This is a genomic window from Cupriavidus sp. GW821-FHT02F09 (assembly GCF_059421605.1).
Window position 1 is genome coordinate 31,237 of sequence record NZ_JBWKVH010000006.1, and the last position, 25,491, is coordinate 56,727.

Annotated in this window: 19 protein-coding genes and 1 pseudogene; 4 read left to right on the forward strand and 16 right to left on the reverse strand. The window is 61.1% G+C overall.

What is annotated here, in order from left to right; genetic code table 11:
* Positions 1-11: 11 nt before the first annotated feature.
* From AC07XB_RS09025 to AC07XB_RS09040, 4 genes are read right to left on the reverse strand one after another with little or no spacing between them, the layout of a single operon-like run.
* The gene (locus AC07XB_RS09025) at positions 12-800 is read right to left on the reverse strand and encodes a phosphoadenylyl-sulfate reductase (protein WP_492375660.1); all 789 of its coding nucleotides are present in this window, start codon (positions 798-800) and stop codon (positions 12-14) included.
* A complete protein-coding gene (locus AC07XB_RS09030) occupies positions 797-1,378 on the reverse strand; it encodes a DUF934 domain-containing protein (RefSeq protein ID WP_416049494.1) in 582 nt (193 codons plus the stop codon). The genes AC07XB_RS09025 and AC07XB_RS09030 overlap by 4 nt, the downstream gene beginning before the upstream one ends.
* Positions 1,379-1,395: 17 nt before the next feature.
* Positions 1,396-3,075: a nitrite/sulfite reductase gene (locus AC07XB_RS09035; protein ID WP_492375659.1), complete on the reverse strand. Its 1,680-nt coding sequence runs from the start codon at positions 3,073-3,075 to the stop codon at positions 1,396-1,398.
* A 29-nt stretch (positions 3,076-3,104) separates the two neighbouring features.
* Entirely contained in the window at positions 3,105-3,878 is a 774-nt protein-coding gene (locus AC07XB_RS09040; protein WP_492831966.1) for a sulfite exporter TauE/SafE family protein, read from the reverse strand.
* 156 nt (positions 3,879-4,034) lie between these two features.
* Between AC07XB_RS09040 and AC07XB_RS09045 the strand changes: the two genes are divergently transcribed.
* A complete protein-coding gene (locus AC07XB_RS09045; RefSeq protein ID WP_183036660.1) occupies positions 4,035-4,976 on the forward strand; it encodes a CysB family HTH-type transcriptional regulator in 942 nt (313 codons plus the stop codon).
* Positions 4,977-5,169: 193 nt separating this feature from the next.
* Entirely contained in the window at positions 5,170-6,321 is a 1,152-nt protein-coding gene (locus AC07XB_RS09050) for a 50S ribosomal protein L11 methyltransferase (RefSeq protein ID WP_183036661.1), read from the forward strand.
* A 191-nt stretch (positions 6,322-6,512) separates the two neighbouring features.
* On the opposite strand, the gene AC07XB_RS09055 is transcribed toward AC07XB_RS09050, so the two are convergent.
* The 11 genes from AC07XB_RS09055 to AC07XB_RS09105 form a co-directional block, all read right to left on the reverse strand.
* Positions 6,513-6,812: a hypothetical protein gene (locus tag AC07XB_RS09055; protein ID WP_492831968.1), complete on the reverse strand. Its 300-nt coding sequence runs from the start codon at positions 6,810-6,812 to the stop codon at positions 6,513-6,515.
* 222 nt (positions 6,813-7,034) lie between these two features.
* Positions 7,035-7,310, reverse strand: a complete 276-nt coding sequence (locus AC07XB_RS09060) for an Imm53 family immunity protein (RefSeq protein ID WP_441601584.1) — start codon at positions 7,308-7,310, stop codon at positions 7,035-7,037.
* Complete coding sequence (locus AC07XB_RS09065) at positions 7,307-8,179, reverse strand: RHS repeat-associated core domain-containing protein (RefSeq protein WP_492831970.1); 873 nt, start codon at positions 8,177-8,179, stop codon at positions 7,307-7,309. Before AC07XB_RS09065 ends, AC07XB_RS09060 begins: the two co-directional genes overlap by 4 nt.
* A 271-nt stretch (positions 8,180-8,450) precedes the next feature.
* Positions 8,451-8,714, reverse strand: coding sequence for a DUF7660 family protein (locus AC07XB_RS09070; protein WP_492831972.1), 264 nt, complete (start codon positions 8,712-8,714; stop codon positions 8,451-8,453).
* A gap of 2 nt (positions 8,715-8,716) precedes the next feature.
* Positions 8,717-13,516, reverse strand: coding sequence for an RHS repeat-associated core domain-containing protein (locus tag AC07XB_RS09075; RefSeq protein WP_493688059.1), 4,800 nt, complete (start codon positions 13,514-13,516; stop codon positions 8,717-8,719).
* 55 nt (positions 13,517-13,571) lie between these two features.
* The gene (locus AC07XB_RS09080) at positions 13,572-16,490 is read right to left on the reverse strand and encodes a type VI secretion system Vgr family protein (protein ID WP_493688058.1); all 2,919 of its coding nucleotides are present in this window, start codon (positions 16,488-16,490) and stop codon (positions 13,572-13,574) included.
* 697 nt (positions 16,491-17,187) lie between these two features.
* Complete coding sequence (locus AC07XB_RS09085; RefSeq protein ID WP_492830598.1) at positions 17,188-17,556, reverse strand: hypothetical protein; 369 nt, start codon at positions 17,554-17,556, stop codon at positions 17,188-17,190.
* 187 nt (positions 17,557-17,743) lie between these two features.
* On the reverse strand, positions 17,744-17,944 hold the full coding sequence (locus AC07XB_RS09090) for a hypothetical protein (protein WP_492830597.1): 201 nt from the start codon (positions 17,942-17,944) through the stop codon (positions 17,744-17,746).
* 734 nt (positions 17,945-18,678) lie between these two features.
* Complete coding sequence (locus tag AC07XB_RS09095; protein ID WP_492830596.1) at positions 18,679-19,047, reverse strand: DUF1484 family protein; 369 nt, start codon at positions 19,045-19,047, stop codon at positions 18,679-18,681.
* 215 nt (positions 19,048-19,262) lie between these two features.
* Positions 19,263-19,421: a hypothetical protein gene (locus tag AC07XB_RS09100; protein ID WP_492830595.1), complete on the reverse strand. Its 159-nt coding sequence runs from the start codon at positions 19,419-19,421 to the stop codon at positions 19,263-19,265.
* A gap of 70 nt (positions 19,422-19,491) precedes the next feature.
* Positions 19,492-20,220, reverse strand: coding sequence for a hypothetical protein (locus AC07XB_RS09105; RefSeq protein WP_492830594.1), 729 nt, complete (start codon positions 20,218-20,220; stop codon positions 19,492-19,494).
* A gap of 461 nt (positions 20,221-20,681) precedes the next feature.
* On the opposite strand from AC07XB_RS09105, the gene AC07XB_RS09110 reads away from it, so the two are divergent.
* On the forward strand, positions 20,682-20,792 hold the full coding sequence (locus AC07XB_RS09110) for a zinc-ribbon domain-containing protein (protein WP_494752793.1): 111 nt from the start codon (positions 20,682-20,684) through the stop codon (positions 20,790-20,792).
* A 528-nt stretch (positions 20,793-21,320) separates the two neighbouring features.
* Complete coding sequence (locus AC07XB_RS09115; protein WP_492830592.1) at positions 21,321-24,128, forward strand: metallophosphoesterase family protein; 2,808 nt, start codon at positions 21,321-21,323, stop codon at positions 24,126-24,128.
* 117 nt (positions 24,129-24,245) lie between these two features.
* Here AC07XB_RS09115 and AC07XB_RS09120 read toward each other — a convergent pair.
* Positions 24,246-25,406: pseudogene (locus AC07XB_RS09120) on the reverse strand (IS30 family transposase).
* Positions 25,407-25,491: the final 85 nt, after the last annotated feature.

Sequence of the window (25,491 nt, forward strand, 5' to 3'; positions counted from 1 at the left end):
TTCGTCTGGCCTCAATGCTTGATGTTCTGTTCGTGAAGCCCGCACTCTTTCGAGTCCTTGCTCTCCCACCACCACCGCCCGGCGCGTACATCCTCGCCAGCGCGCACGGCACGCGTACAAGGCTCGCAGCCGATGCTGGGGTAACCCTTGGCATGCAGCGCGTTGACCGGCACGTTGTGGCGCTTCAGGTAAGCCCACACCTCGGACTCGCTCCAGTCGGCGAGCGGGTTGAACTTGGGAATGCCGCGTGCCTCGTCCATTTCCTCGAACGGCAGCTCCGAGCGCGTCACCGCCTGCTCGCGGCGCTGGCCGGTCAGCCAGGCGTCCGCGTGGGACAGCGCGCGGTTCAGCGGCTCCACCTTGCGGATGCCGCAGCAGTTCTTGCGCAGGTCCACGCTGTCGTAGAACGCGTTCAGGCCGTGGTTCTTCAGGTAGTTCTCCACCGCCTCGGGATCCGGCGTGAAGCGCTCGATGTCGTAGCCGTAATGCGCCTTGACCTCATCGAGCACCGCCAGCGTCTCGGCATGCAGGCGCCCGGTTTGCAGCGTGAACACGCGGATGCCGGCGCGCACGGCCTCGGTGCCGCGCAGGATGGCGTCGGTCACCACCATGTCTTCGGCTGCCAGGCTGGACGCAAAGCGGGCGCGGAAAAAGCGGCCGGCGATCTGCGCCAGGCGCAGGCCCAGCGCACGCTCCTTGGCCTCCAGATCCGCCACGCTGCCGGTGTACGCCGGCGCGGTCCACAGCGCCGGCGGGCGCAGTGACGAGACGGCAGCCTCGACGATTGCAATCTCGCTCATGCCGTTTCCTTGCCCAGCGCTTCGGCGCGGTTGCGGCGAAACAGCGGCAGCGGCTCATCCACCGATGCCTGGTAAGCCACGGTGAACTCGGTGAAGCCCTTGATGGCGTCATCGATGTTCTTGTCCGCGCGCACCGCAAAGGCGTCAAAGCCGCAGCGCTTCATGAAGTTCAGCTGGTCGCGCAGCACGTCGCCGATGGCGCGCAGCTGGCCGGTCCAGTTGTAACGGGTGCGCAGCAGGTAGGCGGTGGAAAAACCACGGCCATCGCGGAACACGGGGAAATCCACCGCCACCACGGCCACGCTGGCAAACGCGGCCTGCGCGTCGGCCGGCTCGTCTTCCGGCGCCAGCCAGATGCCGGTGATGTCGGCGGCGCGGCCAGCCAGCACGCCGTCCTTGTGCGCCAGCCATGCGGTCAGCGGGAACAGCACAGCGTCCTTGCCTTGCGCGGCGGCGACGATCTGCTCTTCCGTCAGGGCCGCGCCCTCGGCACCGCGCAGCACCGTCCATGCGTCATCGATGATGACCGGAACCGGGTTGGCGCCTTCGCCGCGTTGCAGTTGAATAATCTTTGCCATGTCGTTATCTCCGGTGCTCAGGCTTCGGCGCGTTCGCGCTGCTTGTCGGCGTAGACGCGTTCCTTGAACGGGGCGATGCCGATACGGCCCAGCACATCGATGAAGCGTTCGTCGTCATGGCGGTTGGCCACATAGGTGTCGATGATGTGCGACACCACATCCGGCATTTCCTCAGCCTTGAACGACGGGCCAATCACCTTGCCGATGGCGCTCTTGTTGCCTTGCGCGCCACCCAGCGTGACCTGGTACCACTCCTCGCCGTCCTTATCCACGCCCAGCACGCCGATGTTGCCAACGTGGTGGTGGCCGCAAGCGTTGATGCAACCCGAGATATTGAGCGAGATCTCGCCCAGGTCGTGCACGTAGTCCAGGTTGTCGAAACGCTCCTGGATGGCCAGCGCGATGGGGATCGACTTGGCATTGGCCAGCGAGCAGAAATCGCCGCCCGGGCAGGCGATGATGTCGGTCAGCAGGCCGATGTTGGCGGTGGCCAGGCCGCCCTTCTTGGCCTCTTGCCACAGCGCGTACAGGTCGCGCTTCTTCACGTCCGGCAGCACCAGGTTCTGCTCGTGCGCCACGCGCAGCTCGCCGTAGCCGTAGCGGTCGGCCAGGTCAGCCACCAGGTCGATCTGCGCATCGGTGGCATCTCCCGGGGGCGATGCCGGGCCGGGCTTGGTCGACAGCGTGATCGCCGCGTAGCCCGGCACCTTGTGCGCATGCACGCTGCGGCTCACCCAGCGGGCGAAAGCCTTGTCTTCCAGCAGGTGCTTTTCATATGAAGCGTCGGTGTCCGGCAGCTTGTCGTAAGCCGGGGGCGCGAAGTACTGCGCCACGCGGTCGAACTCGGCCTGCGTGATGGTGGCGGGACCATCCTTGCTGTGCTGCCATTCTTCCTCGACTTCCTGCGCGAACTTCTCCGCGCCGATGGCCTTCACCAGGATCTTGATACGCGCCTTGTACTTGTTGTCGCGCCGTCCATAGCGGTTGTACACGCGAATGGCCGATTCCACGTACGACAGCAGGTGCTGCCAAGGCAGGTCGTCCTTGATCACCGAACCCAGGATCGGGGTGCGGCCCAGGCCGCCGCCGGCCAGGATGCGCAGGCGCGTTTCGCCCTCGGCATTGCGGTAAGCGTAGATGCCGATATCGTGCATCTGCACCACGGCGCGGTCATCGGCCGAAGCGGAGATGGCGATCTTGAACTTGCGCGGCAGGAACGCAAATTCCGGCTGGAACGTGCTCCACTGGCGCAGCAGCTCAGCCAGCACGCGCGGGTCCACGGACTCATCGGGCGCAACGCCAGCGAAGTGGTCGGTGGTGATGTTGCGCACGCAGTTGCCGGAGGTCTGGATGCCGTGCATCTCGACGCTGGCGAGTTCGGCCAGCACGTCGGGCACGCGCTCCAGCTCCATCCAGTTGTACTGGATGTTCTGGCGGGTGGAGAAGTGGCCATAGCCGCGGTCATACTCGCGCGCGATATGGCCCAGCATGCGCATCTGCTTGCTAGACAGCAAGCCGTACGGAATCGCCACGCGCAGCATGTAGGCATGGCGCTGCATGTACAGGCCGTTTTGCAGGCGCAGCGGCAGGAATTCTTCCTCGGACAGCTCGTCGGACAGGCGGCGGCGCACCTGGTCACGGAACTGGGCTACGCGTTCGTTGACGATGCGCTGGTCGTATTGGTCGTACTGATACATGGTGTGGGTCCGTTCAGTATTCGTTAAATTCAGGAGACGAGCTTGATGGCCACCAGCGTGAGCGTGGTAGCCAGCGCGGCACGCACCAGCCGCTCGGGCAATGCCCGCGACAGTTGCGCGCCCAGCCAGATGCCGGGGATCGAGCCCACCAGCAAGGCCAGCAAAAGGGGCCAGTTCACCGTGCCCAGCCACACATGGCCCAGGCCGGCAAGCGCCGTCAGCGGGACGGCGTAGGCGATATCGGTGCCCGCCACTTCGGCAGGCTTCATGCGGGGATAGAGCAGCAGGATCAAGGTGGCGCCAACCGCACCGGCGCCGATCGAGGACACCGTCACCAGCACGCCGATCACGGCGCCCACCACGATGGTGGCAATGGTCTGGGCACGGCCTTCAAGCTGGAACTGGGGGTTGCGGGACAGCCACGCCAGCAGCTGCCTGCGGAACAACAGCGACAATACCGTCAGGATCACCGACACGCCGATGGTCATGCGGATGGCGTGCAGCCACTGCGCGTTGAGTTCACCGGCGCTCTTGAGCACCAGGATGGCCACCACCGCGGCCGGCAGGCTGCCGATGCACAGGCGGCGCACCACCTGCCACTGCACATGGCCGTGGGCGCGGTGCGCCAGCGTGCCGAAACCCTTGGTGATGGCGGCGAAAGCCAGGTCCGTGCCAACCGCCGTGGCCGGCGAAAAGCCGAACAGCAGCGTCAGCAGCGGCGTCATGAGCGAACCCCCGCCTACCCCGGTCAGACCGACGAGGACGCCTACTAGCAGACCGGAAACGGTATAGGCAAGAGACATTGGGGTTCACCGGGCCGGTAAGCGCCCGTTGCTGCCTAAAAGTGAGGCAAGCACACGGAGGTTCCGACCGTTCATTAACAAAGTTCGAGAATCGTAATAAACTGCCCTCATATCTCAAACTAATAAGAAGTTGTTTGTTTATACGAACACAGTTATATGAACCTGCATCAGTTCCGCTTTGTGCGCGAAGCCGTACGTCAGAACTACAACCTGACCGAAGCCGCTAAAGCGCTCTACACGTCACAACCCGGTGTCTCCAAGGCCATCATCGAGCTGGAAGAAGAGCTCGGCGTGGACATCTTTACCCGCCACGGCAAGCGCATCCGCAGCCTGACGGAGCCCGGCCGCCGCATCCTGGAGTCGGTAGAAAAGATCCTGCAAGAAGTGGAAAGCCTGAAACGCGTAGGCAAGGACTACGCCGCCCAGGACCAGGGCAACTTCACCATCGCCACCACCCACACGCAGGCGCGCTACGCCCTGCCCCGGGTGATCGCGGAGTTTACCAAGCGCTACCCCAAGGTGCGCCTGTCCATACAACAGGGCAATCCCGCCCAGATCGCCGACATGGTGCTGCACGACCACGCCGACATCGGGATCGCCACCGAAGGCATCTCGGCCGACAAAAACCTGATCTCCCTGCCCGGCTACCAATGGCAGCACGTGGTCGTCATGCCCCCCGACCACCCCCTGCTAGAAAAGAAGCACCTGGCGCTGGAAGACCTGATGGGTTACCCACTCATCACTTATGATCCCAACTTCGCCGGCCGCCCCAAGATCGACAAAGCCTTCGAGCTGCGCCACCTCAAGCCCGACATCATCCTGGAAGCCATCGACGCCGACGTCATCAAGACCTATGTGGAAATCGGCCTGGGCGTGGGCATCGTCGCCGGCGTCGCCTTTGACGCCGAGCGCGACCGCAACCTGCGCGGCATCCCCGCCGGGCACCTGTTCGGCACCAATGTGACGCACCTGGCGGTGAAGCAAGGCGCCTACCTGCGCAGCTTTGTGTATACCTTTATTGAGCTGTTCTCCCCAACGCTCAACCGCAAGCTGGTAGAACAAGCCATGTCGGGCGACCACGAAGCCTACGAACTCTGACGCACCCCATCCAGCGCGGCTGACCAACGATGGATAGCCATCAGCCGCGCCATGCCAGCCCCGCCACGGCGCCCCGGATGCAACCGGCGCGCGGCAGGGACGGATCACCTTGAATGGCCAACCCCGGTTGACCAGACTTATCAGCACAACGCAGCACAACCCATTGGCCGCCCCAGGCAGCCAGAAAGACCCTATGACAGAGCAAGCCACCATCCACTGGACCGAAAACGGCGAAGAACGCAGCGCAAACTGGCAATCCGAAGCCGGCACGCCCCCGCCCAAGCGCGTCGTCATCGCTGACGACACCACCACCGGCGACACCGCCTACCGCCTCGCCTGCGAAGGCACCGCCATGCTCTGGCGCGGCGACTTCCAGAACGCCCGCCAGCTGCTCCAGGCCCTGGCCCGCCGCGCCGACAAGCCCAAGAAAGCCGCCAAGGCGTCCAAGGTGCCCAAGGCCAAGCCCACCCCCACCGAAGCCTTCCACCTGCACCGCCAGGCCCAGTCCCAGCGCGCCCGCACGCTCTCCATGCTGCTGCTGCCCTTTGACGCCGACCACCTCGTGCCCCTGCGCCGCTCCCCCGACGTGCGCGAAGCCTGCCTCGAAGCCTACGGCGAAGTCGACGCCCCCTACGTGGCATCCATGCGCGAACTCCTCGGCCTGATCGGCGCCCACGAGTGGCGTAAAAAAGGCGTGGAAATCCCCGCCCTGGCCGAACGCATCCACCCCTACTACGGCGTGTTCTCCCCCGTGCGCGGCGAATACATCGATCTGGTGGCCAAGGCCCAGCTACCCGCCGGCGCCCTCAACCTCGCCTTCGACATCGGCACCGGCACCGGCGTGCTGGCCGCCCTGCTAGCCCAGCGCGGCGTCAAGCGCGTCATCGCCACCGACATGGACCCGCGCGCACTCGCCTGCGCCAGCGACAACATCCACCGCCTGAAGGCCGCTGCCCAGGTCGAAGTGGTGGAAGCCGACCTCTTCCCCGAAGGCCGCGCCCCGCTGGTGGTGTGCAACCCGCCGTGGGTACCGGCACGCCCCAACTCGCCGATTGAACGCGCCGTGTATGACCCGGACTGCCAGATGCTGAAGGGCTTTATCGCCGGGCTGGCGGATCACCTGGAGCCCAAGGGCGAAGGCTGGCTGCTGCTGTCGGACCTGGCCGAACACCTGGGCCTGCGCACGCGGGACCAGTTGCTAGGCTGGATCGATGCAGCCGGGCTGAAGGTGCTGGGGCGGCTGGAGGTCAAGCCCAACCACCCGAAGGCGGCGGACATGACCGACCCGCTGCACGCTGCGCGTGCGGCTGAGGTGACTTCGTTGTGGCGGTTGGGTATCAAGTAAGCTGTAGTTGATGGACCGGGCGGCGCTCGTCGCCTTGGTCTGAAGACAACCAGAGCCGCTAGCGTTGCGCTCTGTTGTCTCCCCTCTCCCGCCCTGCGGGAGAGGGGCGGGGGAGAGGGCGGGAGCCCGCAAGAGCGACACCCACCCAACCTGCAGAAGGCCCCTCCCCGGCCCCTCCACACGACGAGCACTCAAAACGCGATAGGCGGATCAAAGGCATCGATCTCCGTCACCCAGCCCTCCCTCTCCCCACATCGGACGCGTGAAGCCGGTATCGCCTTCGCAGCCTGCTGGACAAGCACGCACCTTTCCCCCGGCAGAAGGTATCCGATGGATGGTCGCTCCGGAAGCATCATGTCTTCCATTGCGCCATACAAAGGCATGCGCTGAGACACGGTATGGACCGTTAGTCCCAGTCTGTATCCGCCGAACGTGAAAAGCAGAAGGCCGGCTGCAGCAAGAATAGATAAGAGGCCCAGGATACGTTTCATACCGACTCCTACCCATCGCGGGCGACCGGATCGCGCTAAGCCAAGTCCGCCTCGCCACAAACCTCATCGACATGCCGCCTACAAGGCTTGCAGAGGCTTAACTTGGGTGGATTGGGCCGGATTCTCCCTTGCAGCCGGATAGGTCATTGCCGGGTCCCATCCTGTCACAAATCTATGTACTTCGGAAGCTGACAGACGAGGGGCCACGTGAGCAACCCGTTCCTATTTAAGCCAGTCCATGGCAAGGGTCAGTATCTCCTTGAGGTTACCAGGACCGCCGTATCCAGTGAATTCGGTCTCCGTTGCCGTCACCCTCAACCAATCCATGTCATCGCGATCAGAATCGAGGTCAATCGCCTTCTTTGATGAAACTCCATTTATCTTGACTCGCCATCCCGGATTATCAATATTTGTGATTTCAACGCCGAAGGAATGTTCCCAAACATCATCGCATTGCGACGCATACCAATGCTGCAGGACTTCAATCAGATCGATCATTTACATAACCCCTTTCGCCTTGCCAACTCTCTCGCAACACGAACGTCTTGCTTAGTGGCCGCTCTGGTTACCTCTGTTTTCTTGGACGTGGTTATTTGTCCGCCCGGACCAACGTTGATTGTACGGGTCTGGACATGAGGGGTAGGAATGTCCGTGCCAGTGGCCTTGTCGTAGTGAGATGCACCCTGTAAATCAACGTGCCCCTGCGTTGTCGATGTGGAGAACGAGACAGAGTTCTGATTGATCTGATTGGAAAGCTCACGAGCCATTTCCGCTTCATCTTTGGGACCTTGCGACAGGTAGTCATTGCAGCTCGGCAAACATCGCTTACAAGCCTTCTGCAGGCCCAGCGGATCAACCCAACCCACCGGATTCGGCGCGTACTGATATACGTTGATCCCACCAGCCAACCCAATCGGATCCTTGCTAACGAACCGTCCCGACACCGGATCATAATACCGATGCCGGTTGTAATGCAGCCCCGTCTCATGATCGTAATACTGCCCCTGGAACCGCAACGGGTTATGAATCCCCGCCTTGCGCGCCGCATCCGTTATCACCTCTTGCGCCGCACCCCACGCCTTGTACTGCACACTCCATGCAATCTCGCCCGCCTCGTCCGTCAACTCCTGCGGCGTGCCCAGGTGGTCGCACTGGTACCACGCGATCGCGTCGAACGCCTGCGGCTCAATGGCCTGCGTACATAGCGGATCTTCGTCAAGATCGTAGTCCTCCGCATAGGCTGGCTGCACTGGCAGGGTGATGGCTTTGCGGCGCACCGCCTGTGCCAGCGGCACGAAGCTGCCGGGCTCATACAGGTAGTGCGTGGTGCGCGCCGCGCCCGCAATGACCTGGAAATGATCCCCCACGCCCGCCTCCGGCTCCTGGCGGCTTTCCCATGCCAGCTGGTCGCCATCCCCCCATAGAGCGTGAAGGCGCAGCCGTGTGCCTTGTTCAGCAGCGCCCGCTCGGTGCGCCGGTAGTCACGATACTACCCCTCAAGGGCGGTCGAGCGAGCACGGCAGGCTCACCCAATGCCGAGCCAATAGCCAAAGAGCCAAAGAGCCAAAGAGCCAAAGAGCCAAAGAGCCAAAGAGCCACAAGGATTTTACACTGAGATTGAAAAATTCGCCTCCCGGTTTATTCGTAATATTTGGCGGAAAGTAAAATATCAGCAAACACTCTCCAATTGACGGAACTTAGATCAACACCACTTATTTCGTTATTTTTATAGTACGCTTCCATGTCCTCGACCCATCTTCCCATGGCCTCCAAGTAATCAGGAACCGTCTTATTTTCCCAGCTCTGTATATTGGTGGCGCAATCCTTCACGAATACCTCCATAAAGGCCATAAAATCTTCCTTCGTTTTCATGCCGTCGATAATCTTTTCAATATCATCCATGCTCATTCAACCTTTACGCGCTGACCATTTTCTAGCTTCACCTCCATCGAAGTGCCGCCGTTTTTGGTTGACATCTTCCGCCGCACTTCAGACGGATTGAGATCTTCCCGGGTAACTTTTTTTACAGGAACGCATTTAACTTTTGCCAACTTGAATGCCGCCAATCGCCTATGATCCAATGTCCACGTCTTTCCAGATGTATCCTCCCACACTCTAACCCTAAGAATATTTGGATCGAGGGTTCCCGATGCAAGTCCTTCCGCATTACCTAGAACGGTGTATTCGCCAGTCGTATTTTTTGCGTTGTTTTGCATGAAATGGATCTTACTTGCTTCGAGGGTCCCTTCTGGGCAGGCACATGGACATTTGGTGCTTTGCAAACCAAGAGGATCGATCCAGCCTGTTGGATTAAACGCATACGCATAGACATTGATCCCACCAGCCAGCCCAATCGGGTCCTTGCTAACAAACCGTCCCGACACCGGATCATAATACCGATGCCGGTTGTAATGCAGCCCCGTCTCATGATCGTAATACTGCCCCTGGAACCGCAACGGGTTATGAATCCCCGCCTTGCGCGCCGCATCCGTTATCACCTCTTGCGCCGCACCCCACGCCTTGTACTGCACACTCCATGCAATCTCGCCCGCCTCGTCCGTCAACTCCTGCGGCGTGCCCAGGTGGTCGCACTGGTACCACGCGATCGCGTCGAACGCCTGCGGCTCAATGGCCTGCGTCCATAGCGGATCTTCGTCAAGATCATAGTCCTCCGCATAGGCTGGCTGCACTGGCAGGGTGATGGCTGCGCGGCGCACCGCCTGCGCCAGCGGCACGAAGCTGCCGGGCTCATACAGGTAGTGCGTGGTGCGTGCCGCGCCCGCAATGACCTGGAAATGATCCCCCACGCCCGCCTCCGGCTCCTGGCGGCTTTCCCATGCCAGTTGATCCCCGTCCCAGCCGTACATCGTGAAGGCGCAGCCGCGTTCCTTGTTCCGCCGCGCCCGCTCGTTGCGCCGGTAGATCGAGCCATCGAAGGCGTTTTCGAAGTAAATGGCTGACGACAACTTGGTGAGCCGCCGCCCTAGCGCATCGTACCGATAGCGCACTTCCAGTTCCGGATTGTGGTAACCCGCCAGCCGGTTGAAGCTGTCCCAGATGAAGCGTTCCCCCTTGCCGTTGGTCACGCGTTCGCTCAGGTTGCCGCGCTCGTCCCAGGTGTAGTGGGTGCCGGCATATTCCCTGAGCAGGTTGTCCACCAGCCTCGGCCGCCCCGACAGGCGGCTGTGGAACTCGGGCCTGCCGCGCGCCGGGTCGGCTGCGAAGGTGCGCGTGGTGGGGTCATGGAGCAGGTTGCCCGCGGGATCGAAGTCGAAGGTTTCCTCGCCAAGCGCGCCGTTGGCGCCCAGCAGCCGGCCCACGGGGTCGTAGCGGAATTGCAACTCACCGCGCCGGGTGTTGCGGATGCCGCAGAGTTGCCCCGCCGCATCGTAGTCGTACCGCCGGTGCACCATCCGCTTGCCGCCCCGGGCTTGATCCGCTTGCGAGAGCGTCTGCTCCAGCAGCCGCCCGGCCGGGTCATACGCCTGTTCCTGCGCGAGCCGGTTGCCCTGGGTACGGAACACTTCGCGGTGCAGGTTGTCGCGCTCGAACTGCACGAGTTCGCGGTCATCCAGCATCATGCCGTGCACATGGCCACTGCCATAGGTCAGCATGCCGATTCGGTGCCCGTCCGGGCGGACAGTGGCGATACGCTGGTTCAGCGCGTCATACTCATGCCGCCAGACGGCCACCAGGGGCGTCTTCAGGCAGAGGTAGTGCTGGTGCTCGCGTGTCACGTTGCCGCAGGCGTCGTGGAACCATTGCAGCCGGCTGTCGGCGTTCTCCGCCAGGATCAAGCGCCCGTTGCCGTCGTAGGCAAAGATTTCCACTTGCGGCTCGGCGACCATGCCTTCCTTGTCCTGCAGGCCGGCGCGGCGGCGCGTCAGGCGGCCCGATGCGTCGAAGTCGAACGCCGTCAACAACAGGTTAGCGTCGGTGGCCTGCACAAGCACCCCGCTGGCCGGATCGTAGTGGTAGCGGGTTGCCTTGCCGTCGAACCCGGTCTCGTGCAACAGCCGGCCCACCGGGTCGTACTGGAACGCCGTCCTGGCGGCGTTCTCGTTGGTGAGCGCAGCCAGCCGGCCTAGCTTGTCCCACTGGTAGCCCAGCGTCTGGTTGGCGGCGTCGGTGCGCTCGGCAATCAGGCCCGCGTCGTTGTAGCGCCACACGGTGCGCCGGTGCAGTGCGTCGGTGTGCGCCAGCAGCCGCCCCTCGGCGTCGCGCTCGAAGCGTTCCACCCGCTCGTCGGGGTGAACAATGCGGGCGAGCTGGCCGGCTTCGTAGTGGTACTGCGTGATGGCGCCCGCCGCATCGGTGAACCGGATCAGCTCGCCGCGCTCGCCGTGCTTCCAGGCGCTGGTCTTGCCCGAGCAGTCGGTGTAGCTGGCAAGCTGCCCCGACGGGGTGTAGGCCAGTTGCGTCTTGCCGCCCTTGGCGTCCGTGATCCCGACCAGCAGGCCCGCCTTGTTGTAGGCGTACGCCGTCTTGTGGCCCAATGGGTCGATCTCTTCGGTCAGGTTGCCGTGCAGGTCGTAATCGCGCTGCCACAGGCCGCCCTCGGCGTCGCGGATCTTGATGAGCTGGTTCTTGTCGTCCCAGGCGTAGTGCACCGAGCTGTCATCCGGGCGGATGTGCTCGACGAGGTTGCCGTTGGCATCGTAGGCATAGCGCTCGACCGCGCCATCCGGGTGCACGTGCTTGACGACGTTTTTCGCATCGTCGCGGAAGAACCATTCGGACAGCCCGTCGGGGTACTTGATGCGATAGGTGTAGCCGAGGATGTCGTAGTAATGCCAGGTCTCGTTGCCCAGCGCATCGGTGACGTAGGTCAGGCGGATGTTCTCGTCCCACGCCAGGCGGGTGTCGAAGCTGCCGTCGTCGGCCCATTCGCGCACCGCGCGGGCGTCCGGGCCATCGCCCAGCCACTGCAGGTTCATGCCGCGCCCGGTGCGGTCGGTGTAGCGGGTGACGAGGTGGTGCCGGTAGGTGTAGTCCCAGTGCGCGGCATGCTCATCCTGCGCCATCACCAGATCGCCGGCGTCGTCGTAGATGTAGCGCGTGAGCTGGCGCACCAGCTGGCCGCCGGCGATCTGCCACAGCTCGGCGATGCGCCCCGCGTCATCCAGGCGGATGCCGACGTGGCCGAGCACGGTCTCGCCCTGGTAGGCGATCACCTCCGAGAGTACCGTGTCACCCGCCGTGTCACCCGCCGTGTCACCGCCCACGCGATGGTCATAGTGCAGCGCCACCCCGGCGCCGCTGCGCTGCGTGATGCCGGTGAGCCGGAAGCGCTGGCCGTGACGCTGGTACGCTTCCTGGCTCTCGAAGCCCCGCGCCAGCGTCAGGGTCTGCGCCGAGACCCGCACCAGGGTGACGTCCTCGATGGGATCATGGTGGAACTTGCCGACGTCCGGCAACGGATAGGCGTGGCTGCGGCCGTCCGCGGCGTGGTAAAGCACCCCGTCCTTGACGATGTCAAAACGCGTCGTGTAGGGCGTGATCCAGCGCGCGCCGGATTCGCCGTGGTCATAGGCGGCCAGGCTGGAGCGGTAGGTGCGCGTCCATGCGATGGGCAACAGCCCCGGCAGCACAAAATCGGTGTGCGACAGGGTTTCGTCGCCGGTGGCAAAGCTGATGCTGGGTCCGGTCCCGGCTGGTGCCGGGCAGTTCTTGCAACCGGGCGCGCCCTTGGCCGGCGCCTGGTTGTTGACCGTGCCCAGTTCGCCGTCGTGCGCCCGCTTCCTGGCTTCGCCGGTTTGACGGGCAGGCACGTTGGTGCTTTGCCCGGCACCTTTCTTCTTGCGCCAGCGCGCCACCGCCTGGGCCAGCACCGCCAGCAGCCAGCCAATGCTTTGCTGCGCGGCCGGGTCCCCGAGCTGGGCCATCTGCGCGCGCAGCAGCGGCCCCATCTGGCGAAGTTCGGCCGCGCTGGCGACCACCTTGCGCTGGACTTCGTCCGGCACGGCCAGCCTGACCGCGGTATTCGCGGCGGCCTTCCCGGCCGCCTTGTAGACGTTCCACGCCGCACCGAAGATGTTGACGATGGCCGCCTTGGGATCGTTCACGATCTGCTTGACGGCGGTGCGGACCTGCTTGCCCGCCGCCTGCGCGTTGCCCGCCGCGTCGAGTTTGCCCAGCGCCGCCCGCTCCAGGCCGCTGGCGATCTCCAGCGTCATCTTCTCGCCCAGCACGCCGGCGTCGTCCAGGATGCCGGCCAGCTTGCCTTGCGCCTTTTGCACGAAGTCGTCGATCTCGCCGACGATGGTTGCGTTCAGGTGCCCCACCAGCACGTCGATCAGGCCATCGCCCAGCACGGCCCTCGCGCTCTGGCGCAGCTCCTGGCGCACCAGCGCCAGCGTGGGCCGCAGGCTCATGCGCGCCGCCGCCATGGTCGGCGGCGCGGGCAGCACGCCGATCAGGTTGATGCCCAGGCTCACCCAGTCGACGAGGTGCCGCGACTTGCTGCGCGCGAGCGTCATCACATCGCCCAGCGCGTCCACCAGCGCCATGATGTTGCCCACCACCGGCAGGCCGCCCGCCACCACCTTGATGCGCGCCAGCGTCACCACGCCACCGCTGGCGCTTTGCAGCCAGGCATCGACCTTGGCGGCGCCCTTGCCAACGTCCTCGACGGCGATCGTGTTCAGGGGAGCGACTGCGGATTGCGGCTCGCGCGGCTTGGCTGCGGGGGTCGGGTCTGCCATGGATTCAATGCGAAGGCGTGAAGGGGGAAGTGAAGAAGTGAAGGGGGCACGTCGCTCAGGCGAAGCCGGGCGTGTGCAGGGAGCGGCGCCGGGGATGCGGCGTTGCCTTGGCCAGCGCCGGCGTGCCTGCCGCCGGCATGGCGCCGAGCAGCGTTTGCACAGCGGACAGGCCGAGCGCGGCGGGCCCGGCCTTCACCGCTCCCGCTACCTGTTGCGCCCCCTGTTGCGCCCCCTGGACCGCTTGCGTGGCCTGCCTGGTGGTGGTCAGCAACTGGCTGGCCAGGGCGTTCGCAGCCGGCGCCGGCACGCCGCCGGTGAGCGCCTGCGCCGGCGGCCACGTCGGCTCGGCGACGTAGCTGCCTTCGGCCCAGGTGTCCGCCGGGTCGATGCCAAAGACCACCTTGGCGGGCCCTGGCGCGATGCCGCTGGCAACCGCGAAACCCTGTGCGTCGAGCTTGCCGACGGTCACCTGGCCCAGCGCGTCCTCGACCCGGAAGTCGCCGCCCTGGATCCCGCGCCGGTTGGCGTAGTGGTTGAACAGTTCCAGGTTGCCCTTGCCCGGCTTGGGCGCGTCGGGGAACTGCGCGGCGTGCGTCTGCGCGCCGATGAAGGCATAGCTGCCTGCGTGGATCGTGTAGGCCGCACCCGTGCGGTGCGTGATGCCGCCCCCGTTGTAGGTCGTGGCGCTGCCGCCCCCGCTGACGACCAGTTCCTCCTTGGCCGACAGCGTGATGCGGTTGGCCGTGGCCGTGACATTGAGCTTGGCAAGCAGCTTGATGCTGTCCTGCAGCGCGCGCAGCTCGATGTCGCCGCCCGCGGCCACCAGGCGCCAGCCCATGCTCTGGATGAAGACGCGCACCCCGCGGCTCACGCTGGCCAGCAGGCGCTGGCCAACGGCAAGGCTGGTGTGGCCACCGCTGGTCAGCGCCAGGTGCTCGCCCGAGGCCAGGTGTGTCGAGCGCGCCGTGCTGGCCTCGATGCCGGCGGGGCTGGCCAGCACCAAGTGGGGCGCTGCCAGTTCGGGGAAACTGCCGGCCTCGCCGCTGCCGCGGATGTCGTCGTTCTGCGCCTTGATGGTCTTCGCCACCTCGGCCTGGTCGGCACGTTCCTGCGCCTGGTTTTCCTGCGCCAGCTCGGCCAGCGTCGCCTGCTGGCCGCGCGCCTGCGTCAGGCGCTCGAGCGTTTCGCCCATGTCCTTGTGGTGGGCGCTGGCGTTGCGGCGCGCCTCGGTGGTGATCAGCATGCCGTTGGCACGCACCACGCCCTGTCCGTCGGTGCGCAGCTCGAACCCCTCGCCGCGCTTGTCCTTGCGCCCGCTGCCGCGCAGCACACGGGTGAGAAAGCCCAGGCCCAGCCACGAAGTCTGGTGGTCGCTCTGAAGCTGGGTCTGGATCTCGCCCTCGGTGTCGTCCTGCACGAAGGTGTTGGTGCGCTCGCCGCGCAGTTCCTTGCTGACGAAGCCCGAGAGCGCATGCTGGCCGGGCATCGGCCACTGCGGCATGTTCAGCTGGTTCGGCACACTGCCCGTTACCAAGGGGCAATCGGGGTCGCCATTCAAGTGTTCAACGATGACCTCCTGGCCGATGCGCGGCACGTGCATCGCGCCAAAGCGCTCGCCCTGCCACGACGAGGACACCCGCACCCAGCAGGAACTGTCGGCGTCGCGCTTGCCCTGGCGGTCCCAGTGCATCTGGACGCGGATGCGCCCGTATTCGTCGGTCCATGTCTCCTCCCCGGCGGGGCCCACCACGGTGGCCGTCTGCGGCCCGTTGGTGCGCGGCTTCGGCTGGGTGCGTTCCGGGCGGAACAACGCGTTGGAAGGCTGGGCGGTGAAGTCCACTTCGCAGCGCCAGGACTGCTGGCCGCCAGAGGCCTCGGGCACCTCCTCGATCCACAATCGCGCAAAGAGAATCAGGTACTCGCGGTTGGCCTCGCTCTGGATGAAATTCGTGAGATGGAAGGTGCAGCCCGGCACCATGGCGCGCACGTTGCCACGGCCACGCGCGCGGGTGCCGTGCTGGCGCAGCGTCTCCATGCGGATGCGGGCAATCTGGTCGCCTTCCTGCCACGGGTCGTTGCCGGTGGCGGCCTGGCTGTGGTCGCCAGGGAACGCATAGATTTCCGCGTTGGCGTGCGCGGTATCGAGCGGATCGCAGGCCCGTACCGTCAGGTCGGCGCGCGGCCTGACGAAGTCGTAGTCCGAACTGGTCCACTGGCCCGATACCATCCGGTCGTGCAACTCGAACTCATGCAGGTGTTCTTCGTCGATCCGGTCGGCGGTGCCCTGCCAGCGGATGTCGTGATAGGCGGGGCTGGCAAAGGGCGCGAAGGCGCTGTTGCCATCGGTCAATACAAGCCGGTGCCGGCTCTCGCTGTGTTCAATGTGCCAGGCAATCCCCCACTCCTGCGTCAGGCGCTGGAAGAAATCGAAGTCGCTCTCGCCGTACTGCACCTGGTATTCGCGCTTGGGGTAGCGCGCCACATCCAGGCGCCGCTCCACCGGGAAGGTGTAGTCGGACAGCAGCGTATCGAGGATTTGCACGACGCTTTGCTGCTGGAAAATACGGAAATCCGTGGTGAGGGTCGTCAGCCACAGCCACGGGCGCAGCGTGAGGCGATAGGCAATCTGCCGGCCCATCGGGATCGGGCCGCGCACGTCGGTGACAAGCCCCGTGATCTCGCGCTCGCCCGCACCCACACCGCCGGACGATCCGCTGCCGCTGCCATCGAGCGCAATCGTTACCGTCAACTCCTGTCCGCGCAGCGCCTTGGTATCGAGATCCGCCGCGGGGCCAAAGTGCGCATTGCGATCGTCGGGGGTCTTGAGTTCCAGTTCGTATTCAAACAGGCTGCAGATCCCTTCGTTGCCAGACAGTTTGGAGAAAACCAGGGCGGGTCGCCCAAGGATTTCCGGTATGCCCGGACCCGTCACGCGGACAGTACGAGTGGAAGCCGATGGCAAACGAATACCCATGCGAAAACGCTCCGCCGCAGGTGAAGTAGCAAGATACGCAAGGCCATGAGGCTTGAACCTGATGCGCCTTGCGCCAGTGCTGGCGCACCGATCCGCAAGTGATTTTCATTAATACCAGGACGGTATCGTGCAGCGAGAAATGCTATGCCGCAATCGGACAAGTACGAAATTCGATGAGAAATTTGGCGATGAGGACGGCTATGAAACGATCAGAAAAGGCGGCTAAGGGCTATGTAACACTGCCCCCGACACGGTGACGGTACGAAAAAAGCGCGGCAAGCGGTTACCCATGCAAGTAAGCTGCGTGATGTCATGCGCCCTCGGCGCATTCCTGACCCAACGCGAAAAACCCCGGCCACCTTACGTAACTTGGGCTCCCGAAAAAAATCCGCTACTCCGATGAATTTAGCTTCCCAAGCTTATCGGCTTGGAAACGGGGGCGTCTATGAGACTATTCCGGAAATGAACCCGGACAATTCGCAGTAGTGCGAAAATTACAGAGATTTTGGATGGCACTGCGAACAAGCATGCCGCCAATTCGGCTAGCCATCGCGCGCGACCGAATCGCGCCAAGCCAGTCCGCCTCGCCACAAACCTCATCGGCATGCCGCCTACAAGGCTTGCTGAGGCTTAACTTGGGTGTATTGAGGATGGGCCCCGCATCGAGGGCGCTAACCTCCGCGCACCAGGTGCAGATCTACGGCAATTTCGCCCTTACGCGATCCAGCCAAGTCGGCGGTAGGTCCACGACGCCATTGTTTTCGGTCGCCCCCAAATCGTATTGCACGAAATTTGGCTTCCAAATCAGATTCCTATGCGGTTCAGGTTCAATATATGTGCGCTCGGCCAGTAACTCCCCAGTGCGCGCCTCATACAGGCGAAATAGCGCGCCGTACTCGCGTGGCAGAAAGCAGGCTTCACCTATGTACTGGCCTGTAGGGGAACGTTCTTGCTCGCATTGATACCGGGCCGATCGGTTCATTGCGTTGCAGCCATAAATCAGCGAGCTGACCAGAGCTACGAGAATGACCAGCAACTTAGCCAGAAATTTAACGAGGCGCATCATAGCTCAAACTCCACTATGATCGGATTTAGAAGATGCAAGACCATCCGGTCTGAATACAGGATCGGGTCGCCCAAGGATTTCAGGCATGCCCGGACCCGTTACGCGGACAGTACGATTGGAAGCCGATGGCAAACGAATACTCATGCGAAAACGCTCCGCCGCAGGTGAAGTTGCAAGATCCGCAAGGTCATGAGGCTTGAACCTGTTGTGCCTTGCGCCAGTGCTGGCGCACCGATCCGCAAGTGATTTTCACAAATACCAGGACGGTATCCTGCAGCGAGAAACGCCATGCCGCAATCGGACAAGTACGAAATTCGACGAGAAATTTGGCGATGAGGGCGGCTATGAAGCGATCAGAAAAGCGGCTACCGTTCAGTTCATTCAGCACACTGTGGGTGCTCAGGCACGAGCCGGCATGCTGCACCATAGAGGATGTGGAAGCGCTTTAACTTCCTACGGGACACCCTGCCGCCCTCCTCCGCAACCGCCCCATCGCCGCCCACACCGCCAAAACCGAAGGCGCCTATGCACCCGCCGACATCGCGCATCGAAAGACGCTTCTGGCGTTTCGCGAATGGCTGAACGCGCCCGTCAAGATCTGCTTGTTGTGGAGTTCGATCTATGAACATAGGCACCAAAATCAAAGCCGAACCTCGCAAAGCCGAACCTCGGCTACGTTCGGCGATTAGGCTGGTGGCGGTCCCCGCCGCTGCCGTAATTCTTGTTCTCTATGGCTTGGATGTTAGAGACAGATCCACTGCGCACGAATGCAAGCGGGAGAATTCTGGCGACTACATCGCTGAAACCTGCTATTTAGCGCGTGAGTACGGCACTTTGTTTCGCCTTTATGCTGCGCGTAGCGATGAATTACTCGCAGAACGCACGTACCTTGACCCCAACGCTCCGCGCCTACTTTGGTTTCACGATCATGTGCTGTATGACATCAGCGCGCGCGATGGTAAGGGCTATGTAACACTGCCCCCGACACGTTGGGACTGGCTACGGGCTAGACTCCCGTAGCGAACGAAGGCGCCTGCTTCCGTTCGTGGAATGACAGCCGACTGTTTGGGAGGGGGCACAGGAGCGACACGCGCCGAACCTATGCAGCCCCTCCCCCCTACCTCAAAGCAACCCCTGCACCCGATTCAAAGCCGCATCCAACTGCTGCTTCAACGGCGTCAGCAAGCAATGCAGGCCGTGACTGTCTTCTACCTCGTCACTGTCGTAATCCAGCAACCTCAGAACGGAGCCAAGGCCCGCGCTAACGCGTAGCAAGTCAGCACAGCTTTCCTGCGCGATGCCTTGGGCGTCGTTGCGCAGGGCGTCTAGTTGGTAGGCTAGTTCCTGGACGCTTAGTTTTGTGGGGGTGTCTGCTGGGAAGGTGATGCGGATCAGGTCGGCGAGCAGGTCGGATTGCCGGGAGAGGGTGAGCGTGCGCTCTAGGTGCTGCGAGGGGATGGACTGATCGATCTGAACGGAGGAGTTGGACATTGCGGTTCCATAGAAAAATTAGCCGCGTGCGGCGGCTGGTGGCCTATGTTTTCGCAGGTTTCCACTCCTGGTCACCTTTGTTTGAGGTGAGTGAGGATTGTCGGGGAGGTTTGGGGAGGATGTCAATCAGCGGGGGCTACGCAGTGAGCAGGCCAGGCGGAGGGCCAATAAATACCTCGGTTTCCTCCGGTATGATGCCTTGCGCCATTGTGAGGTCAAAAGTTGGGGCCGATCATGCCTTCACCATCGCGCGCGGCGCGCAGCTGGACGGCGGCGAACTGGTATGACTCAAGTAACAGACGAAAGACTTCAATCGACTTCGTCAGCAGGCAGCACGGGCAGAAGCCGTGCTCGTCGCTCTCGCTTTCCTGCACGCTCTCGTCAAATGCCGGGATCCCGAGGCGCGCCGTAAAGCCGAGCGTCTTTGTCTAAGGCACGTGGAAATCACCAGTTCGCAATCGCCGCATCGCCCATATCAGGACGTACGCGGTGCAGTAGCGCGGGTGAAATATCTCCCTGAATCGAGCATTCGATCATTGACATGCCGTTGACACGTTTCATTCCTGGTCCCGTCTCCGCGGGCTCAACGATAAGTACGCGCTCGACTGTCGCGGGCTTGGGCACCTCACCTAGTGGAACATCGATCTTAGTCCATTGATCTACGGGATCTTTTGCCAGCCTCATCTCCCCGCGTATCCACGCTGGCCAATCGACCCCCACGGCTGGCTTGAAGCGTTCTTCGTCTCGGACGAAAGGCCTAATTTTCGCCACGACGCTAGCGGGCGCACCTTCCACAAGGAATCCCCAGAAAGCTTGCTTACCGACTCCATCGGCTGATGGCACCTCGTTCTTCGCATCGTGGTAGGCAATCAAGCTAACGCCTGCGACGCTAAGCGGCTGTCTTAGCGTTTGCCAATTGATTCGCTCGTACCGGCGATCTTCTACCGTCGGATGGGCGACCCCATTGGTCGTGGACAACGCCATGCGCTCCGACCACTGCGCTCTTTCTGCCGTCAGCTTTTCGAAGAACGTCCGATCGCACGCCGAAAAGACGCGAAAGAGCTCCTCGTCCGCTGTCGCCTTTGCCAACGCTGAAGGAGAAAGCGCAGCTGCGATAGATACAGAAGCAACCCAGCGGCAAAGCAGCGTGCGAGTCAATACGGGTCTTGTCATCGATATATCTCTATTGGGCAATGCGTCCGAATGTACCACCGGCCGTTGCCTGACCGGCTCTCGCCTCTCCCTATATAGACGCTATGAGAGACGGACCAGATTGCAGACTTACGGTTGACTCCGGCCGAACTTTAATCCCACCGATTGGCTCTTCTTCAGCGCAGTTGACAATCTATGAGCCCGCCCCACGTAAGCGCCCCCCGCATCAAGCACTTTGCGCGCCGGGAATCAGCATTCACACGTTGAATGGACTTCCCGCCCCTCCAACGTGGGGTTTAGAACGCACGCCCACCTTCCGTTAAGACGGGAAAGTCGGGCATCGGATGACGGCTACGCCAGCCTCCCAGCCGGCGTTTGCGATGGATCGAACTTGCGCAAATGCCACCTCCTCCTGAGCCGGCGAAGCCTGGATGCTCATCAAGAGAACCGCGCCTCGATATACCAATAACCAAGGGAATGGAATGACAAGCTGTACAAACTGCGGCACCGGCACTCCAACCGGCGCCCGCTTCTGCAAAACATGCGGAACGCCAGTCAAAGCCCAAGCATCGGCGGTGTCTGCCTGCATCTAAAGTCTCCCCATGTCGGCGATGATCATAGCCGATGGATGACCGTTTTCCCCCTGGGAAGCGCCGTCGTTACTGCTGCGGCAGTTGGGGCGGCTTGGGTCGACTACGGAAGTTCGGAGCTGAGTCGGGTCGATCGAGCGATGGCCGGCGACGAACTTCCAGGTTCGACCCATTGCTGCCGCTCGAGTCTCGATGGTCAATGTCTCCTTTGCAGTGCGATTGGAGTCTTTCACATCGTCACGCTCAACGTTCAAAGCTCCTTTATAATGCGTAATCAGCGCGCACAAGCGCGCGGCCTTTTTCGCTTCCGATTGATGGAATTGTTACGTGGTGGATTTTTGCGGTTTTGTACAGTTCGGCGAAATTAAAAGCGGTAAGGCGATTGGGGGTGGGCATCGAGGTGATGGAGTCCGCCGATGCGGAAAAGCAGGCCGCATAGCGTCTTCACTGGTGTCATAAAGGGCGAACGATACAGATGTGCCTTGATAGCAGACACCTTAATAAGCGAAACTAAACCAAGGAAAAAAGAGAGTGTCAGACTTTATTAAATGGCTTCATCTTTCCGACTTTCACTTCGGTCTCCACCCATCCGATCAGGCATTTTCTGCAAAGAAGATCGTCGAGCACCTGAAGGAATCGCAGGCCAAAGGACTTACTCCTGACTTCATCTTCATCACTGGAGACATCGCTAATACTGGGAAAAAGTCCGAGTACGAGCAATTCGTCGAGCACCTCTTATCACCGATCGTTGATCTCTTCGGAAATGATTTTCTGGACAAAATATTTACTGTTCCAGGCAATCACGATTTGAATCGACACGTCAACCAGGAGTTCAGTAAAGAAAAGTTCGTCAGACCCGAATCACTCTCTTTCAATCCAGATCAGGGATCGGCCCTGCGGCGCGAAATACTCGCCAAGCGATTCGAAGATTTCTTTGAGCATAATCTCTGCGAAAGTTCGACGGACATCAAGTCCGATAGTGGTGCCATCGTGGTCGAGCGAACCATTAATTCCGCGAAGGTCGGAATCGTCGGACTGAATACCGCATGGCTGTGCGATGGGGAAAAGGACAAGGAAGCACTGACCCCGGGCGTCCCCATTGTGCGAGATGCGCTCGAAAGCATTTCGGATTGCGCCGTCAAGTTTGTGCTTGGGCATCATCCACTCGACTGGCTCTACCTGCCCCATAGGCAAGCTATCCAGTCACTCTTGGCGGCCAAACAGGCCATCTATTTGCATGGCCACATGCATACAGAATCGCTTTCTAACACGCTGAACGGCGCAGGAGAGTTCCTCACCGTTCAGTCCGGAGCCGGGTGGCAATGCCCGGAGGGCGGGAAGTGGAAAAACGGTTTTATGTGGGGAGTAGCTGATCTTCATGCCGGTCTGGTTCGGTTTCAGCCTTTCAGTTGGAGCTTCCCTAATCAGTGCTGGGCACTGGACGGCACCCGATTCCATGAAAATTACAGGAATGGCGACTGGTGGGAAATTGAGGCACCGCGTGCGCGAACGAAACCAGACTACGCGCCGAAGCAGAAAAGCCAACGCCTTGTAGGGTGGGAGATCAAGGATCTGACCACCCTTGAGCGCAGCACCAAGAAGCTTCAGGAGGACGAGTCGATCGCATATTTCGATGGTGCGAGTCCCACTTGGTCGATCGCGCTGTCGGATTCGATCCCTCGGAGAGAAATTGTCGGCAAGGTGGCGAAAAATTTTCGCCCCGACACAGCGACGCCATATGTTTGCGCCCTGTTGGGTGCGGGCTGCGAAGGAAAAACAACGGCACTGTTGCAGTCTAGCCTAGAAATACTGCGCGCGAACAAGTCGAAAAAAGTTCTGTTCAGAACAAATCACACTCGCCCATTCAACGGGGCGGAATTGTTTGAGACCTTGCGTAGCCACGACGACTGGTTACTCATCATCGATGAAGCAGATCAGGTCGCGAAGGACATCTTGCGCTTCATCGACGCCGGATTCGACGGTTACGACGGACGCATTGACTTCCTACTAGCGAGCAGGGATTCAGATTGGCAATCGTCCGGCGCGAAGAGCTTGGCTTGGACATTTAAGGCGAAATTCAAGGAAGAGATCCTGAAAGATCTTAGCCTTAGAGACGCAGATCTCATTGTTAAGTCTTGGGGAAATTATGGAAGCAAGGGGCTAGGCGAGGAACTGGCACTGCTACCAGAAGATCAGCGCGCAGAGAAGCTGCGTTTCTACGCCAAGAAGGAGTCGAAAGGAAATACGGACGCCTTTTTCGGTGCACTCTTGATGTCCCGCCACGGCAACGATTTACTGGAACATGCCCAAACAATGCTCGAGAGACTGGCAGAGGTTGATCTGCCGAATGGACTCACTCTGAAAGATGTGCTCGGCTATATCGCTGCAATGCACGTCGAAGGGTTCGACAAGCTCAACTTCGCCGCCCTCGCTGGGCTTTTGGGGCTATCGATCCCGAAGTTGCAGAGCGAGGTCCTTCGGCAACTCGGCAGGGAGGCTGCCGCCACTAGCACGTCGACAAGCATTTTTACTCGGCATAAGTATATTGCCGCCGCTCTAATCGAGGTGCTTGAAACAAAATTTAGCGAGGATATCTCTCACTACTACATCGATCTCGCAACTTCCGAAGTTATGCGCTCTAAAACCGAACAAGTCATTGACTTGGCTTTTTGGCGTTTTGAAATGACAGAGAAGCTATTCTTGTCTGGCAAAACAAGACTTGCGATCGACATCGCGCGCAAAGTCTACGAAACTGATACATCCTTTCACCTGGTCACCAAGCTCGCATCTCTTTATCGGCGACAGGGGAACGCTGATGATGCCGTCCAGCTCTTCCGAAATTTCGGTTCAAATCCGAGCCATCGCGGTTTTTATTTCGAATGGGGTGTGTGCGAAGGAATACTGCGACACAGATCGGAGAACGCACTCCTCGCTGCGTATGCGCTGAGTGATCAATCTGAGACTAGTTCTTTGATGGTTGAGAATGCGCGCATTTACCTCAGCGGACTTTCAAAGTGCTGCGACAACCTTCATATTTCCTTTGCCGATCGCATATTTATCGATGCCGAGTCTGCTTGCAATTCGTTATTGACTATTCTGAAGAAGAACGAAAAGAATGGAAAATCGGAATCTGAAGAGTTGATTTCAAAATTTGCTAAGGACGTCGAAAAGCGCCGGAAAAATCTGCTCGGCAGAGCTGAGGCGATTGCCATCATCAGCGACATGGTCCGAAAGCTTGCACAATACGGCGTTGCGCCAGAAGTGGTGCGAGCCGCCGACGCCAACTCAATGTCTTTCATGTCGCTCGATAGAATCATCAGAAACGTTGAAGTTCTTTAATAGGTCAGCACACCGTGTGGCCCGGGTGTTTATTTCCATGTAAACCTGACCAACAAGGGCCTAGCGGGTCAATTTTATATGCTAATCAACATATAATGGCTGCTCCCAGCTGGGGATTCAACCGGTCAACGCAACGGATTGATGGAATCGTTCAGCCGGTGTATCGAAGTGTAGTGTCTTTCGCGGGCGCTCATTGAGCCGCCTCGCTACGGCATTGAGCTTGGCTTGCGAATAGACAGAGAGATCGGTCCCTTTGGGGAAGTACTGTCTCAGAAGGCCATTCGTGTTTTCGTTCGAGCCGCGTTGCCACGGATACTGAGGATCGCGGAAGTGGACCTTGATGTCCGTGGCCACGGTGAAACGCTTGTGCTCCGCCATCTCGGATCCCCGATCCCAGGTAGGCGATTTGTAGAGTTCCTGCGGCAATTTACACGCATGCTTGATGAGTGCATTGACGACCGTCTCGCTATCCTTGCTGGCAATCTTCACCAGCATAAGGTAGCGCATCTGGCGTTCGGCGAGGGTCACGATCTGGCTGCTCCCGCTACCACACAGCAGGCCGCCTTCCCAGTGACCGGGTATTGCGCGGTCCTCGGCCGTGGAAGGCCGTTCACTGACCGACACCGTGTCACAAATCCTGCCGTGGTCGTCCGTCTTTTGCATGTGATGGCGCGAACGACGCATGGCTCAAGAGCGCCGTAGGTGCTCCAGCAGCTCCTTTTTTAGCGCGCCACGGGCCTGTATGTAAAGGCTACGTAGATAGTCTCGTGTGACGCCCTGTAGTCCTTGTTGACCGCGTATGCATGTTTGAGCCAACCGGCAATCTGCTCAGGAGACCACAGCATCCGCAGCTTGTCCGACACAACGCGCGCCAGCGCTCGGTTCCTGAAGAGCTTACATACTTATGGCCGGCGGGCCCGCTCCCAGGCAAGCTGATCAGCCCGATTCGCCCGATAGCCCTGGCCCCCACCGTTGCGCGCGAGCTCCCGGCTAATGGTCGAAGGTGCTCGTCCGAGCCGGGCTGCTATCGAGTGGATCGAGAGACCAGCAACCATTGAGCGCGATATCTCCTCTCGCTCGGGGAGCGTCAACGCCAACCTGGAGCGGTGTCGTTGCGCTGGTTGAATGCCGCCGGATTCCGCCTGAATCCGTTGTACGGATGAATGGTTACGATCGAACAGTTGGGCGATATGCTGAAGAGATTCGCCCTTCTGCCAACGCTCCCACATCAGCCGCCCTCTGGCTTTCCGTGTAGTAGATACGACGCCCTTGCTTCATTTGCAAGACCCCTCACTGCTCACGCAGTCTTCAGTGTGTTGCATCGACCGGTTGAATCAAAAGGACATCCGCAAACGGGGAGCCC